This is a genomic window from Limosilactobacillus reuteri (assembly GCF_013694365.1).
GTDB classification, from domain to species: Bacteria; Bacillota; Bacilli; order Lactobacillales; family Lactobacillaceae; genus Limosilactobacillus; species Limosilactobacillus reuteri_E.
Window position 1 is genome coordinate 1707633 of sequence record NZ_CP059275.1, and the last position, 14954, is coordinate 1722586.

Here is a 14954-nt window from a genome sequence, read left to right on the forward strand (position 1 = left end):
GCTTAAGTCACAGACCCATGAAAGGAATGGGAAAACTGATGAAATTAATAATGTATAGCGTTCGTGACGCTGAAAAGCCTTATATTGAAGCATGGGCAAAGAAGACAGACAATGATGTCAAGATGGTTACTGAACCATTAAATGCTAATACAGTTAAGCTTGCTGAGGGATATGATGGAATTTCCTTACAGCAAACAACAAAACTTGGGGATAAACAACTGTATGAACAATTAGCAGCCATGGGAATAAAGCAATTAGCTGCTCGAATGGTTGGGGTTGATATTTTTGATTTAGATGCATGTAAAGCAAATGGCATCATTGTAACGAATGTCCCTATTTATTCACCACGGGCAATCGCAGAAATGGGTGTCACACAGGCGATGTACTTGTTACGACGGATTGGTGAATTCGAACAACGCATGAGCCATGGCGACTTTCGGTGGAGCGATGACTTGATCAGTAATGAAATTTACAATTTAACCGTGGGAATTGTTGGCCTTGGTAATATTGGTGGGGCCACTGCTCAGATTTATAAAGCATTAGGCGCAAAAGTCCTTGCATATGATCCATCATACAATGTCGAATATGAACCATACGTTGAATATACCGATTTCGATACTGTTGTTAAGAATGCGGATATTTTATCATTGCATACACCGTTGTTACCAAGTACCGAAAACATGATTGCAGCACCACAATTTAAGATGATGAAAGACAATGCTTACTTGATTAACATGGCTCGTGGAAAACTGGTAAATACCGCGGACTTAATTTCAGCATTGGAAAATAAAGAAATTGCGGGTGCTGGCCTAGATACATTAGCTGACGAAACTTCTTTCTTTGGGAAGCAAGTTTCATCAGATCAAATTCCAGATGATTACAAGAAGCTAGCTGCAATGCCAAATGTTCTTGTTACTCCCCATGTTGCATTTTTGACTGAAACATCTATACGGAATATGGTTGAAATTAGTTTGAATGATGCTGTAACAATTCTAGAAGGTAAGCATTCACGTAATGAAATTAGAATGTAAATGGCTAGCGATAAGCACGGAATAAAAGATAAGATAGCAGGGAAACTAAAAGAAACTGAAGGCAAAGTAACTAATGATAAGACTCGTGAAGGAGAAGGAAAACTTCAGAAACTTAAAGGAAAAGTAAAAGATGAGGTTAATGATCTTAAAGAGTCAATAAAAGGAAATAAAAAGGAGGGCTGAATGTACTGGATTTGGGTTTTAATTGTTGGTGGATTAATTGGTTTAGCTGCTGGTGCGTTAACCCGTCGTGGCGGATCGATGGGAGTGATCAGTAATATTGTTGCTGGACTAGTAGGATCAGCAATCGGTGAAGCAGTATTAGGCGCATGGGGACCGCAAGTAGCTGGGATGGCAATTGTTCCATCAATTATTGGAGCAGTAATCTTAGTAATGATCGTCTCCTTGATTTTCGGAGTAAAAGCAGAGAGATAGATGGAGACTAACATACAAACTCTAGAACCAGTAATTATTACTGGATTAAATACTGGTCAAGAAGACTTTGACTACTCAATGGTTGAACTGGCTGAATTAGCACAAGCAAATCACATGGAAGTTATCGATCGGATTGATCAAGTCATCGATCGCCCTAATCCCGCTACCTACTTTGGAAAGGGGAAAGTAGACGAAATTCGCGATGTGGCTGATGCTAATCACGTTCCTACTATCATTACCAATGATGAATTATCACCAAGTCAATTACGTAATCTTGAAGAAGGAACCGGATGTCGTATTCTAGACCGAACCGCTCTTATTTTAGAGATTTTCGCAACCCGTGCGCAATCTAAAGAAGCCAAACTCCAAGTACAAATTGCGGAACTGCAATATCGCTTACCACGATTGCAAACTAGTGCAAGTGAGCGGTTAGACCAGCAAACCGGTGGAGGAAGCGGCTTTACTAACCGGGGTGCCGGGGAAACCAAACTTGAAATGGATCGGCGAACTATCCAACATCAAATTTCCCACCTTCGTCAAGAACTGGCTGCTATTGCTAAATCTGAACAAACCAAGCGAAAACAACGAGTAAAGAGTGCAATTCCCACAGCTGCTCTTGTCGGCTATACCAATGCTGGTAAATCCACGATTATGAATGGCCTAGTAAGAAAATATGGAGCTGCTGAAGAAAAAACTGTTTTTGAAAAGAATATGTTATTTGCCACCCTTGATACAAGTGTCCGGCAACTAACACTTCCAGATCAAAAACGCTTCTTACTCAGTGACACGGTCGGTTTTGTCAGCAAGTTGCCTACTCACCTTGTTGAATCATTTAAATCAACACTTGCAGAAGCCGCTAATGCTGACTTACTAATCCAAGTTATTGATTATTCTGATCCACATTACAAGGAAATGATGGAAACAACTAACGAGACTTTAAAACAGATTGGAATTAATGATATTCCAATGATCAATGTGTTTAATAAAGCAGATAAAACTGAGATTGAATTCCCTATTCTTGAAGGTGACGATCAAGTTGTAATTTCAGCTAAACAAGATACTTCATTAGACCTTCTTGTTGATGTTATTAAGAAACACTTATTTAAGGACTATGTCACCACTACTCTTCTTATTCCATTTACTGATGGTCACGTTGTTTCTTACCTTAATGAACACACTAATATTTTAGATACTACCTATGAAAGTGATGGGACATTATTAACGGTAGAAATGTCAGTTCAAGATTATCAACGGTTTGGAAAATATGAGAAAAACTAAATGGCAATCAACGTTTATTTTGTACGCCACGGACAAACCTATCTTAATCTCTACAATCGGATGCAAGGTTGGGCTGATGGTCCGCTAACGCCAAAGGGTGAAGAAGACGCTAAACGAGTAGGACGGGCGCTTGCTCCTATTCAATTTGATTATGTATTTTGCAGCGACCTCGCACGAACAGTTTCAACTACCCGTTTCTTGCTTGCTGAACATCCTGGTAATAATCCAACGCCAATTCCAGAGCCAGCGTTTCGGGAAGAATTCTTTGGCTACTTTGAAGGAGAAGATGGCCAACATTTTGCTGACTTTCTTGGCGGCCCAGATGGTTATCATAGCTTTGCAGAAATGGTTGCCGGTTGGGGTCCAGACAAATTAAAAGATAAGATTGCAGCCGCGGATAATTATGGTACTGCTGAAGACCATGTTGCTTTCTGGAAGCGGGTAGATAAAGGTTTTGACCGTTTACGAGCATTGCCAGACGGATCAGAAGTACTAGTAGTTTCACACGGAGCCACTATTCGTTCAATCGTCCAACGCTATTCTGACGCTTACGATCCAGGCGATTCACCACGTAACGGAAGCATCACTAAGCTAACTTTAGATAAGAATAATACTACTGTTGATTTTTATAACAAACTTGAATTACCAGAATAAATGAGCCATATCTTTTATCTTCTAACTCATATTGCGGAAACAATTATTCCCATGTTTGAGTGGATGGGCGCTTGGAGCTATGTTCTCCTTTTTATCCTAATTTTTATGGAAACTGGATTAGTGATTTTCCCATGGCTTCCTGGTGAATCGCTTGTCTTTTTAACTTGTTCTTTTATCGCTTTTAACCCGATCTTAAAAATGGAAATTGTCATCCCCGTCTTCTTTTTTGCGGCGCTAATTGGTGATACAGTTAATTATTATATTGGCCATTTTCTTTCTCATTGGCAATGGCTCCAAAAAAGAATGGCCGGTCCCTGTTTTGAGAAAGCACAAGAATTTTTAACACAGCATGGGATCAAAGCTGTTGCATTAGGGCGATTTGTACCACTTATTCGTACCTTTGTTCCCTTAATTGCTGGAACAATGCAGTTTCCGTTTCACCGTTTCACAATTGGTAATATTATTGGCGTTACATTATGGGTAGCGATTGGTGCTGGATGTGGATATTACTTTGGAACAATTCCGTTTGTTCGTCAGCACTTCTCACTTATCATCTTAGCATTTGTTGTGTGTTCACTGTTAGGAGTTGGCTTGTTAGCACTTATCAAAGCGATTCGTCAACGAATTATTAAACGAAACCGAATGCTATAAATGTCTACGAAAACTGAAAAAGAACTAGAACAAAAGTACCTTGATAATGTAATTGATAAAGTAAAACAGGCCGAACAAAAAGCAGAAGAAAAGATTAAAACGGCTCAACATGATATTAAGGGCATCAATAAGCAAATTGATGATATCCACTTAAATACCACTACTTATTCAGGCATGATGGATACGGCCATGTCTTTTCGTGCCCAACAGCAGATGCTAGATGAACGTCAAAATAGCTGGCAACACGCTGCAGACCGGCTAGCAACTTTACAGCGACTTGAAAAGAAACCTTACTTTGCTCGCATTGATTTTCGTGAAAAAGGTGCCAATGAATCCGAAAAGGTATATATCGGGCTTGCATCCTTTACCGATAAGCCAGATCACTTTCTTGTTTATGACTGGCGAGCACCAATTTCGTCTGTTTACTATGAAGGAAAGCTCGGGAAAGTTAAGTACCAGACTCCGGTAGGTGAACAAGAGGTTGATCTTACTCTTAAGCGCCAATTCCAAATTAAAGATGGCGTGATTGTAACCATCTTTGATACCGACGAACAAGTAGGCGACCAGATGCTTCTTGATGCTCTTGGTAACCATTCAAGTACCAAGATGAAGAGCATTGTAACGACGATTCAACGGAAACAAAATGAAATTATTCGTGACACTAAAAATGAATTGTTGTTTGTTCAGGGGGCTGCTGGCTCGGGAAAGACAGCTGCAGTTCTCCAACGGGTTGCCTGGCTTCTTTACCGTTACCGGGGGAATTTGACCTCTTCACAAGTTGTTCTTTTTTCACCTAACCAATTATTTAATGACTACATTGATCAAGTTTTACCGGAATTGGGTGAGCATAATATGGTCCAGATGACTTACTTCCAGTTTGCTAATCGTCGGGTACCAAAGCTTCATGTTCAAAACTTAGAACAACGGTTTGAAAGTCACCAAGATGAAACGGCTAAGAATGCACAACAACTATTAACTAGCTTACAATATTTCAAAGCAACAGAGCGTTATGCTAACCATCTTGGTCATGCTAATATGCGTTTCCGCAACCTTATGTTTAATGGTAAAGTTTTTTTGAGCAAAGAGAAGATTAAGGAGATTTACTACTCATTTAACAATAACTATAACCTGGGAAATAGGTTAGATGGAACGAAAGAAGCTCTTATTAAATACCTTAATCACCGTGTTGGATCTGAAATGCGCAACAAATGGGTAGAGGATGAAATTCAAAGCTTGAGTAAAGAAGAAATCGACAACCTATTTAATAACCAGCCACGTGAATTTGAGGATGAAGATAAAGAATACAAGTTCCTTGCGCGTCAAATCGTTATGTGGGCATTTATGCCAATAAAAAAAGCCATCGATCATAATCAGTGGCTTAACATCAATGGACAATTTTTACACCTTCTCCGGGTAACTCCAAAACTTGTTAATATTGCTGAATACGGTATTTCTGCAGAGCAATGGAAAGGTTATGTTGATGGGATAAAAGAAGAGCTAAAGAAGGGAAATATCAGTGCAAACGGAATTACCATTTACCTGTACCTGTATGATTTGATTACTGGAAAGCGTGGTCAACGTGATATTCGTTACGTTTTTGTTGATGAAGTTCAAGATTATGATGCTTACCAGTTAGCTTACCTTAAATATCGTTTTCCCCGTGCTAAATTCACATTGTTAGGAGACCTTAACCAGGCGATTTTCACTCATGAGAATAGTCGGTCACTATTAAAGCAGTTAGGGACGATGTTTGATCCAGAAAAGACGAAGGTTGTCCAATTAACTAAGTCTTACCGTTCCACGAAACAAATTACCGACTTTACTAAGCATATTTTAATTGACGGTGAAGCAATTGAGGCCTTTGAACGTGAAGGCAATAAGCCACAAGTTTATCAAACTAAGGATGAACAAGAAGGGGTAGCGGCAGTTATTGATATTCTTAATAAGTATCAGAATGACCATGATGCCGTCGCAATTATTGGTAAAGATCTCAAAGACAGTGAAGAGTTGTATCAAAAGTTAAATGCCAATAATATCAAGACCACCGTTATTCGGACAGAGAATCAACGGTTAGTAAAGGGGCCAATTGTTGTGCCGTCATATCTAGCAAAAGGGTTGGAATTTGATGCGGTTATTGTCTGGAATGCGAATGATCAGCAATACCATGGTAACAATGAGCGACAATTGCTATATACAATTTGTTCTCGAGCAATGCATGAGTTAAGCTTAGTATCAATTGGCAGGACAACTAGTTTGCTGAACCAAGTGCCGACAGATGAATATGAAAAAGTTAATGTTGATAAATAAATGCTAACTACTACGCCGGTCCTGATGTCATTGGTTTGGGATAAGGATACCCAACGAATCTTGGGAGCACAGATGATGAGTAAACACGATATTTCAGAAACTTTAAGTCTGATTTCGTTATGCATTCAGAACCAAAATACAATTGAATTTCTTGGAATGTATGATACAATGTTCCAGCCAAACTTTGACCGACCATTTAACTATGTCAACTTGCTAGCCCAAGCAGCGGTTGTCAAGGAAGATAAGAAAGTAAGCAAATAATTTTAATGTGCGCCCGGCATGGGTATTAGCTAGGCGGTGAGAGTCCGCTATGGGCCGTAGTAGTCGGAACCATGAGCTGAGGACAAGGGTGTCCACTGCGAGGTGGAATCTGAAGGAAGTCTAAGGCAAAGTCCTTGCGACTTTAAAGTCGCAATCATCACACGTTCTTCTTTAGTAAGATGAGCATTCTTTTTATGAGTAGTCAATAAACTAGTAGACATGGTATCATTTAAGTGCGTCATTTGACGGACATCCTTTCGTATAGGTTTGGTTCACTTAATATGATACCTGATGTCACGCCGAATGGCGTTTTTTATTTACCACCAACTGGGTGGCTAACTTCATTCTATAATCCACCAAATGACGCACTTAAATGATACCATGTCTACTAGTTTATTGACTACTCATAAAAAGAATGCTCATCTTACTAAAGAAGAACGTGTGATGATTGCGACTTTAAAGTCGCAACGGGAAATAGCTCAGCTTGGTAGAGCACCTGGTTTGGGACCAGGGGGTCGCAGGTTCGAATCCTGTTTTCCCGAGCCGGGGTGGCGGAATTGGCAGACGCACAGGACTTAAAATCCTGCGGTTAGTGATAACCGTACCGGTTCGATCCCGGTCCTCGGCACTAAGTGCCGAGGACCGGGATCGAACCGGTACGGTTATCACTAACCGCAGGATTTTAAGTCCTGTGCGTCTGCCAATTCCGCCACCCCGGCATAATAGAACTGGCTAAGCGGAAGACGGGATTCGAACCCGCGACCCCCACCATGGCAAGGTGATGTTCTACCACTGAACTACTTCCGCAGCGGAAGTAGTTCAGTGGTAGAACATCACCTTGCCATGGTGGGGGTCGCGGGTTCGAATCCCGTCTTCCGCTGGCCCGTTAGTCAAGTGGTTAAGACACCAGCCTTTCACGCTGGTATCGTGGGTTCAAATCCCGCACGGGTCAATGGGAAATATATTAACAGGAAAAAAGATCGTTGTTATGGGAGTAGCTAATAAGCGTTCTATTGCATGGGGATGTGCACAAATGATGGCTGAACAAGGTGCCCAAGTTATCTATACTTATCAGAATTCCAGAATGAAAAAAAGCTTACAACGGTTAGTAGATGATGAAGATCAATTAATTGAATGTGATGTAGCAGATGATGAAAGTATTGACCAAGCCTTTACAATTATCAAGGAACGTTTTACAAAAGTAGATGGAATTGTACACGCAATTGCTTTTGCAAAAAGAAAAGAATTAGCTGGTTCAATCCTTGGTGCTAGTCGCAAAGGTTATGCAATTGCGCAAGATATTTCGTCTTATTCCCTTATTGCTGTCGCTAAGGTTGCTAATGAGTTAAATCTATTAAATAATCCTGCAAGTATTGTTACCTTAACTTATTTTGGCTCAGAACGTGCTATCCCTAACTATAATGTAATGGGAATTGCTAAAGCTGCCCTTGAAGCTGGTGTTCGCTATTTAGCACGGGATTTAGGACAAAAACGAATCCGTGTTAACGCAATCTCTGCTGGCGCGGTTAAGACATTAGCAGTTACAGGTATTAAAGGTCATGATGAACTTTTAAAGATGTCCCAAGCAAGAACTGTTGACGGAGAAGATGTGACTATTAGCGAAATTGGGAATGTGTGTGCATTCTTAATGAGCGATTTATCAACCGGAATCACTGGTGATACTATTTATGTTGATAAGGGGGTACATTTGATTTAAATGAATGAACAATTATCAGCAAGTGAGATTGTTAAACGTGCTCGCAGCGACAATAAAATTACGGGGATGGAGATTATTCAAAACGTTTTCCCAGATTTTGTTGAGTTGCACGGCGACCGGGCAGGCGGGGATGATCCTGCAATCGTTGGTGGAATTGCTACTTTCTATCAGCAAGCAGTCACCGTCATTACCACCGATCGAGGAAAAACAACAGACGATAAAATTATAAAGCATTTTGGCTCACCAATGCCTAGTGGTTATCGCAAGGCACTCCGCTTAATTAAGCAAGCAGCTAAATTTAAGCGACCTGTATTCTGTTTTGTTAATACCGCAGGAGCATTTCCTAGCAAGGAAGCCGAAGAAAATGGGCAAGGAAGTGCGATTGCCCAAAACATTTTACAAATAAATCAGCTTGCCATTCCAATTATCACGATTATTTATGGTGAAGGAGGTAGTGGGGGAGCCTTAGCATTGGCATGTGGAGATGAAGTATGGATGTTAGAAAACAGTACTTATTCTATTTTATCTCCTGAAGGGTTTGCCTCCATCATGTGGAAAGATAGTACGAAAGCAGATAAAGCGGCAGAATTAATGCAAATGGTGCCGCAAGCTTTATTAAAACAAGGGATTATCGAAGGAATTATTCCAGAAAGCGAAGAGCATCGTAAAACTTGCAAAAATATCGAGCAGGTTTTACTAAAGCGATTAAACAAACTGCAAGAATTACCGCCAAACCAACTTCTAGCAAACAGAAAAAAACGTTATCGAAAGTTTTAAATGGATCCAACATTTATTATGGGATCCCTCGGAACTGTTACCGGTGAAAAGATAACGCGCTTATTTGAATATGCAACTATCCATCGTCAAGCAGTAGTACTATTCACTGCTTCAGGCGGGGCACGGATGCAAGAAGGAATTATGTCGCTAATGCAGATGGCTAAGATTTCACAAGCAATAAATGAGCATGCTGCTGCCGGCCTTTTATACATCGTGGTATTAACCGATCCAACAACTGGTGGAGTAACTGCTAGTTTCGCGATGGACGGAGATATTATTCTCGCTGAGCCCCATGCACTTGTTGGCTTTGCTGGCCGTCGCGTTATTGAGCAGACGATCCACCAGCAAATTCCTGTCGACCTCCAATCAGCTGAAAACATCCTGCATCATGGGTTTATTGATCGAATTGTAAAACGTCAAGATGAAAAAAAGCTGCTTGAATGGCTATTAAAAACAAGGAGCGTTGCTAATGAATGAGTGAAATTATATGATCAAAATAATACTTTAAGTGAACGGCACATCAAAGCAGATAAAAATGCTGATGAAAGGGTCCCAGATCAAATGTGGCTAAGGTGTCCACATTGTCATCAATTACTATTCACCAAGCAGTTAACACAATTTGCTGTTTGTCCTAACTGTAACTATGGATTACGAATACCTGCTCGTCATTGAATGTTTTCCAAAGTACTAGTGGCTAATCGTGGTGAAATTGCTGTCAGGATAATACGGTCATTACGGGAGCTAGGAATTAAGACAGTAGCTATCTATTCAACTGCAGACCGCGAAAGTCTTCATGTTCAACTAGCGGATGAAGCTGTATGCGTTGGAACTGCCCGGGCCCAAGATTCATATTTGAATGCGAAAAACATTTTAGAAGCTGCTCTTGGTACAGGTGCCCAGGCGATCCATCCTGGCTTTGGCTTTCTATCAGAAAATGCGGAATTTGCGACAATGTGTGAAGAATGCGGAATTACGTTCATCGGTCCCCAAGCCTCAGTGATTGACTTAATGGGAAATAAGGAGCATGCACGGGAGCAAATGAAAAAATCAGGGGTGCCTGTGATTCCTGGAAGCGATGACTATATTACCAATGTTAATGACGCTGTTGATGTTGCAAACAAGATTGGGTATCCAATTTTGTTAAAAGCAGCTGCTGGTGGTGGCGGTAAAGGGATCCGACGAATTAACGATCATAACCAGATGCGGCAAATATTTAGCGAGGCCCAAAACGAAGCCCGTCTTTCGTTTAATGATGACCGAATGTACCTTGAAAAGATTATGGAGAATGTTAAACACATTGAGGTTCAAGTATTTCGTGATAATTTTGGCAATGCCGTTTTCTTTCCTGAACGTGACTGCTCGATTCAACGAAATAAACAAAAATTGATTGAAGAAAGTCCTTGCGTCCTAGTAAATGAACAAGAGCGAAAAAAGCTAGGGCAAATCGCCATACGAGCCATTAATGCGATTAACTATCATAATACGGGGACAATAGAATTTCTAATGGACAAAAACCATCACTTTTACTTTATGGAAATGAACACTCGTATCCAGGTTGAACATACAGTGACGGAGATGGTAACTGGGATCGACTTAGTGAAGGCACAGGTTATTGTCGCTGCGAATGAACCACTTCCCTTTACCCAACAGGATATTCAGGTTAATGGACATGCAATTGAGTGTCGGATAAATGCTGAAAATCCTAAACAAAACTTTATGCCAGTGACTGGGACGATTAATTACTTGTATCTTCCAGTTGGTAATTTGGGGATGCGCATTGATACTGCTATTTATCCTGGCAGTAAGATCACTCCTTATTATGATTCAATGATCGCTAAGGTAATTGCCCTTGGTCAAGATCGCCAAGAAGCTATTGAAAAAATCAAACGACTTTTGAATGAAATGGTAATTACGGGCGTAACAACCAATCAAAATTTCCATTTAGCAATCCTAAATAATTCTAAATTTCTGGCAGGAACAGCTTCAACAACGTTTCTTGAAGACTCTTTCTTGTCGCAATGGAAGGAGGGGCTGACAGCGTGAATGACTAATAAAACTTTAGATATAACTGAAATTCAAAAAATCCTTCCTCATCGTTACCCAATGTTACTAATTGACCAAGTTGATGAATTAATCCCCGGTAAGAAGGCAATCGCACGGCGTAATGTCACGATCAATGAAGAGGTTTTTAATGGCCATTTCCCCAAAAATCCAGTTTTACCAGGAGCATTGATTGTTGAATCATTGGCGCAAACAGGTGCCGTCGCTCTCTTATCACAAGAAGAGTTCCAAGGAAAAACAGCCTATTTTGGTGGAATTCGATCAGCAGAATTTCGTAAAGTAGTTCGCCCTGGTGACACATTAAAGTTAGAAGTCAACCTAGAAAAAGTGCACAAAAACATTGGAATTGGTAAGGGAATCGCAACAGTCGATGGTAAAAAAGCCTGTACAGCCGAATTAACTTTTATGATTGGGTAGTTGGAATTTAAAGAAATTCAAACATTAATGCAAAATTTTGAAGATTCTGATATTCGTGAATTAGAAATAAATCAAGATTCCTTTCAGCTCTATTTAAGCAAAAATAAGCAAACTCACAAGCATGAAGATCTTATAACAACCGAAAAAACAGAGCAAATACCTTCAGTTAAGAAAAAGGCAAACGAACAGCCAACTCAAAATATAACTGCGCCCCTAGTCGGAACAGTCTATCTCCAACCAACCCCCGATGCAGATCCCTATGTTAAAAGTGGCGACCATGTAAAAAAGGGGGATGTTGTTTGTGTGATTGAAGCAATGAAAATGATGACAGAAATAAAAAGTCCTTTTAACGGAATCATTACTTCAATTTGTGTAAGCAATGAAGAATTAGTTGAAGTAGAACAACCACTTTTCTCAGTTCAGGAGGATAAAGATAATGACTAAATGAGAAGAGTTGTAATAACAGGAATGGGTGCTGTTACTCCTAATGGTAATGGTATTCAAGAATTTATAAGTAATAGTTTTGCCGGCAAAGTTGGAATTAAAGCGATCAAGAAATTTGATTCCAAACCGACAGGAATTACCGTCGCAGGTGAAATTGACGATTTTGACCCTAATGATGTCATCGGGAAAAAAGCCGCGCATCGAATGGATCTTTATTCTCAATATGCCTTACAAAGTGCTATTGAAGCAATGGAAATGGCAGAGATTAATGAAACAAATACTAAGCCAGTTGACATGGGTGTTATCTATGGATCTGGAATTGGTGGTTTGACAACTATTCAAGAGCAAATTATCAAAATGCATGATAAGGGTCCTAGACGGGTATCACCAATGTTTGTTCCAATGTCAATTGCTAACATGGCAGCCGGTAATATTTCCATTCACTTTAATGCGCAAAATATTTGTACATCAATTGTGACTGCTTGTGCCACTGGAACTAATGCAATTGGAGAAGCCTTTCGTCAAGTTAAAGAAGGACGCGCCAAAGTAATGATTGCCGGTGGATCAGAGGCTTCGGTGAATGAAATCGGGATTGCTGGTTTTGCGGCATTAACAGCATTATCACAAGCAACTGATCCGCTTAAAGCTTCTTTGCCATTTGATAAAGCACGCCAAGGATTTGTTTTGGGCGAAGGCGGTGCAACACTTGTTTTAGAGGATCTTGAGCATGCGCAAAAACGTGGTGCTAACATTCTTGGTGAGATTGTCGGTTATGGTGCTACCTCGGACGCTTACCATATTACATCCCCTGATCCAACTGGTGCAGGGGCGGCAAGAGCAATGGAACTGGCAATTAAAGAAGCTGGAATTAGTCCTAGCGAAATTTCCTATATTAATGCCCACGGAACCGCTACTCATGCTAATGATGAAGGCGAATCCAAAGCAATCAATCAGGTATTTGGTTCCGATAGTAATGTTCGCGTTAGTTCAACGAAGGGAATGACCGGCCATTTGCTTGGGGCTGCGGGCGCAATTGAGGCAGTCTTAACAGTAGCCGCTTTACAAAAGGGACAATTACCGTTGAATATAGGCTGTTTTAATCAAGATCCGAAGTGCTCAGTTAACCTTGTAACGTCAGAAAATAGGAACGCCTCAACCGCCCGTTACGCAATTAGTAATTCTTTTGGTTTTGGTGGGCATAATGCTGTTTTAGCCTTTAAGAAATGGGAGTGAATGGAACTGACAGATAAAGTCGTTTTTATAAGCGGAAGCACACGCGGGATTGGGGCGGCTACTGCATTAGAGTTTGCTAAGGCTGGTAGTCGGCTAATCCTCAATGGGCGGCAGGATAACTTACCAAAAACGTTTAAAGAAAAGCTAGATCTACTAGGGGCGGATTATCACTATCTTAAGGGCGATATTGCAAATGAAGAATCAGTTAGTGAATTAGCAGCAGCGGCTTGGCAAATATACGAGAAGATCGACATTCTTATCAATAACGCGGGAATCACGAATGATAAGTTAATGATGGGAATGAAAGCGAGCGATTTTGACCAGGTCATCAATGTTAATTTACGCGGAACATTTATGTTAACGCAACCTATTTTTAAGAAGATGCTCAAAAAAAGAGCCGGTTGCATTATCAACCTTGCTAGTATTGTGGGTCTCCATGGTAATACGGGACAAGCTAATTATGCAGCAAGCAAGGCAGGTATAATCGGCCTTACTAAATCTATTGCCCAGGAAGGAGCGCGCCGCGGAATTCGTTGCAATGCGATTGCTCCCGGAATGATTACTAGTGATATGACTGAAAAATTATCTGAGCGAGTAAAAGAACAAATTCTCAGTCGTATCCCCCTCAACCGCTTAGGGCAGTCAGAAGAAGTTGCTAAGACCGCAAAATTTTTAGCAGAAAATGATTATTTGACCGGTCAAACCATTGTAGTTGACGGTGGGATGACAATTTAGATGTACTACGGAATATTATTTAGCGGTCAAGGTGCACAGCGATCGGGAATGGGAGTCGAGCTTATGGCCGACTCCCTTTTTTCAAGGATTGTTAGTCAGGCAAGCGCTGTTTGTGAACTTGATTTGCTCAAAATTATGAAAAACGAGCATAAGGAGTTGAATAAAACAGCATATGTTCAACCAGCAATTGTAACAATTAGTTATGGAATCTACCGAATGTTAAAACGGGATTTACCTCAACTACCAATTAAGGGGATGATTGGCCTATCTTTAGGCGAGTACGCCGCTTTAATTGCTAGTAATGCACTTTCATTTGAAGAAGGAATTAAATTAGTTGCGGACCGTGCTCACTTTATGCAACAAGACGCGGATAGAGAAATAAGTACATTAGCAGCTGTCCTTGATCCTCAACTTCAAGAGATACAAGAACTAATCACCGCTCAACAAGAAAATAATCAGCGGGTTTATATTGCCAACTATAATTCACCACAACAAATCGTAGTGGGCGGGACATTAACCGACTTAAAGGCTACCCTTAAAAAGATTGAAGAGGATAATCTTGCTAAAAGAACGATCTTGCTCAAAGTTAATGGTGCATTCCATACTCCCTTCTTTAACGGTGCACGTCAACAGATGCATAACCGGTTACAAACAGTCGACTTCCATGAGCCACAGATTGAAGTTATTAGCAATACTACTAACAGCTTGTTTCATTGTGAGGATCTTCCAGGAATTCTTGAAAAACAATTAGCTGTTCCAACACACTTTGGAGCTAATGTTAAGGAATTAGTCAAGCACGCGAAAATTGACACAATATTGGAAATTGGTCCTGGAAAGACGTTATCTCGCTTCGCTCACCAAGTTGACCAGCACTTAAATACCCAACACATTGAAAATCTTGCTGATTATGAAAAATTTATAAAGGAGCAAAAAGATGGAACTGACAGATAAAT

At 40.5% G+C, this 14954-nt stretch carries 16 protein-coding genes, 6 tRNA genes and 3 pseudogenes; 22 read left to right on the forward strand and 3 right to left on the reverse strand.

Translation table 11 applies throughout. The annotated features are described in order from the left end of the window. Window positions 1-38 precede the first annotated feature (38 nt). The 8 genes and pseudogenes from HHK02_RS09895 to HHK02_RS09930 form a co-directional block, all read left to right on the forward strand. A complete protein-coding gene (locus HHK02_RS09895) occupies window positions 39-1031 on the forward strand; it encodes a D-2-hydroxyacid dehydrogenase (RefSeq protein WP_266101123.1) in 993 nt (330 codons plus the stop codon). Beyond that, complete coding sequence (locus HHK02_RS09900; protein ID WP_019253307.1) at window positions 1032-1214, forward strand: CsbD family protein; 183 nt, start codon at window positions 1032-1034, stop codon at window positions 1212-1214. Further along, window positions 1215-1466: a GlsB/YeaQ/YmgE family stress response membrane protein gene (locus tag HHK02_RS09905; RefSeq protein WP_087215512.1), complete on the forward strand. Its 252-nt coding sequence runs from the start codon at window positions 1215-1217 to the stop codon at window positions 1464-1466. Next, entirely contained in the window at window positions 1467-2744 is a 1278-nt protein-coding gene (hflX, locus tag HHK02_RS09910; protein WP_181462364.1) for a GTPase HflX, read from the forward strand. It begins immediately after the preceding gene. Then, window positions 2745-3398, forward strand: coding sequence for a histidine phosphatase family protein (locus HHK02_RS09915; protein ID WP_003669019.1), 654 nt, complete (start codon window positions 2745-2747; stop codon window positions 3396-3398). Further along, the gene (locus tag HHK02_RS09920) at window positions 3399-4049 is read left to right on the forward strand and encodes a DedA family protein (protein WP_181462365.1); all 651 of its coding nucleotides are present in this window, start codon (window positions 3399-3401) and stop codon (window positions 4047-4049) included. Continuing rightward, complete coding sequence (gene helD / locus HHK02_RS09925) at window positions 4050-6356, forward strand: RNA polymerase recycling motor HelD (protein WP_181462366.1); 2307 nt, start codon at window positions 4050-4052, stop codon at window positions 6354-6356. Then, window positions 6357-6617: pseudogene (locus tag HHK02_RS09930) on the forward strand (NADH oxidase); the annotation flags it as partial. Between the two features lie 119 nt (window positions 6618-6736). Here HHK02_RS09930 and HHK02_RS13140 read toward each other — a convergent pair. Then, window positions 6737-6859: pseudogene (locus HHK02_RS13140) on the reverse strand (IS30 family transposase); the annotation flags it as partial. 226 nt (window positions 6860-7085) lie between these two features. Here HHK02_RS13140 and HHK02_RS09940 point away from each other — a divergent pair. Both HHK02_RS09940 and HHK02_RS09945 read left to right on the forward strand, forming a co-directional pair. Then, window positions 7086-7159, forward strand: a tRNA-Pro gene (locus HHK02_RS09940). Further along, a tRNA-Leu gene (locus HHK02_RS09945) sits at window positions 7160-7245 on the forward strand. A gap of 5 nt (window positions 7246-7250) precedes the next feature. On the opposite strand, the gene HHK02_RS09950 is transcribed toward HHK02_RS09945, so the two are convergent. Continuing rightward, a tRNA-Leu gene (locus HHK02_RS09950) sits at window positions 7251-7336 on the reverse strand. 16 nt (window positions 7337-7352) lie between these two features. Then, window positions 7353-7424, reverse strand: a tRNA-Gly gene (locus HHK02_RS09955). A 1-nt stretch (window position 7425) separates the two neighbouring features. Here HHK02_RS09955 and HHK02_RS09960 point away from each other — a divergent pair. From HHK02_RS09960 to HHK02_RS10015, 12 genes and pseudogenes are all read left to right on the forward strand, one after another. Beyond that, window positions 7426-7497, forward strand: a tRNA-Gly gene (locus HHK02_RS09960). Further along, window positions 7498-7569 (forward strand) — tRNA-Glu (locus HHK02_RS09965). Beyond that, entirely contained in the window at window positions 7570-8334 is a 765-nt protein-coding gene (fabI, locus tag HHK02_RS09970; protein WP_181462368.1) for an enoyl-ACP reductase FabI, read from the forward strand. Then, entirely contained in the window at window positions 8335-9111 is a 777-nt protein-coding gene (accA, locus tag HHK02_RS09975; protein WP_181462369.1) for an acetyl-CoA carboxylase carboxyltransferase subunit alpha, read from the forward strand. Further along, a pseudogene (locus HHK02_RS09980) lies at window positions 9112-9588 on the forward strand (acetyl-CoA carboxylase carboxyltransferase subunit beta); the annotation flags it as partial. Continuing rightward, window positions 9589-9783: a hypothetical protein gene (locus HHK02_RS09985; protein ID WP_231124840.1), complete on the forward strand. Its 195-nt coding sequence runs from the start codon at window positions 9589-9591 to the stop codon at window positions 9781-9783. Continuing rightward, a complete protein-coding gene (gene accC / locus HHK02_RS09990) occupies window positions 9784-11154 on the forward strand; it encodes an acetyl-CoA carboxylase biotin carboxylase subunit (RefSeq protein WP_181462370.1) in 1371 nt (456 codons plus the stop codon). It begins immediately after the preceding gene. After that, a complete protein-coding gene (fabZ, locus tag HHK02_RS09995; protein ID WP_003671844.1) occupies window positions 11155-11589 on the forward strand; it encodes a 3-hydroxyacyl-ACP dehydratase FabZ in 435 nt (144 codons plus the stop codon). Then, on the forward strand, window positions 11590-12033 hold the full coding sequence (locus tag HHK02_RS10000) for an acetyl-CoA carboxylase biotin carboxyl carrier protein (protein WP_181462371.1): 444 nt from the start codon (window positions 11590-11592) through the stop codon (window positions 12031-12033). Further along, window positions 12034-13266 carry a beta-ketoacyl-ACP synthase II gene (gene fabF / locus HHK02_RS10005; RefSeq protein WP_181462372.1) on the forward strand — a complete coding sequence of 411 codons (1233 nt, stop codon included), beginning with the start codon at window positions 12034-12036 and terminating at the stop codon, window positions 13264-13266. Next, a complete protein-coding gene (fabG, locus tag HHK02_RS10010; RefSeq protein ID WP_078010051.1) occupies window positions 13267-14001 on the forward strand; it encodes a 3-oxoacyl-[acyl-carrier-protein] reductase in 735 nt (244 codons plus the stop codon). It begins immediately after the preceding gene. Then, window positions 14002-14952, forward strand: coding sequence for an ACP S-malonyltransferase (locus HHK02_RS10015; RefSeq protein ID WP_181462373.1), 951 nt, complete (start codon window positions 14002-14004; stop codon window positions 14950-14952). Window positions 14953-14954 lie beyond the last annotated feature (2 nt).

Coding starts and splice junctions, on each gene's coding strand:
- HHK02_RS09905 (WP_087215512.1), top strand. CDS start 1,215: ATGTACTGGATTTGGGTTTTAATTGTTGGTGGATTAATTGGTTTAGCT.
- fabF (WP_181462372.1), top strand. CDS start 12,034: ATGAGAAGAGTTGTAATAACAGGAATGGGTGCTGTTACTCCTAATGGT.
- accA (WP_181462369.1), top strand. CDS start 8,335: ATGAATGAACAATTATCAGCAAGTGAGATTGTTAAACGTGCTCGCAGC.
- HHK02_RS10015 (WP_181462373.1), top strand. CDS start 14,002: ATGTACTACGGAATATTATTTAGCGGTCAAGGTGCACAGCGATCGGGA.
- HHK02_RS09915 (WP_003669019.1), top strand. CDS start 2,745: ATGGCAATCAACGTTTATTTTGTACGCCACGGACAAACCTATCTTAAT.
- fabG (WP_078010051.1), top strand. CDS start 13,267: ATGGAACTGACAGATAAAGTCGTTTTTATAAGCGGAAGCACACGCGGG.
- accC (WP_181462370.1), top strand. CDS start 9,784: ATGTTTTCCAAAGTACTAGTGGCTAATCGTGGTGAAATTGCTGTCAGG.
- HHK02_RS09900 (WP_019253307.1), top strand. CDS start 1,032: ATGGCTAGCGATAAGCACGGAATAAAAGATAAGATAGCAGGGAAACTA.
- fabZ (WP_003671844.1), top strand. CDS start 11,155: ATGACTAATAAAACTTTAGATATAACTGAAATTCAAAAAATCCTTCCT.
- HHK02_RS09920 (WP_181462365.1), top strand. CDS start 3,399: ATGAGCCATATCTTTTATCTTCTAACTCATATTGCGGAAACAATTATT.
- fabI (WP_181462368.1), top strand. CDS start 7,570: ATGGGAAATATATTAACAGGAAAAAAGATCGTTGTTATGGGAGTAGCT.
- helD (WP_181462366.1), top strand. CDS start 4,050: ATGTCTACGAAAACTGAAAAAGAACTAGAACAAAAGTACCTTGATAAT.
- HHK02_RS09895 (WP_266101123.1), top strand. CDS start 39: ATGAAATTAATAATGTATAGCGTTCGTGACGCTGAAAAGCCTTATATT.
- hflX (WP_181462364.1), top strand. CDS start 1,467: ATGGAGACTAACATACAAACTCTAGAACCAGTAATTATTACTGGATTA.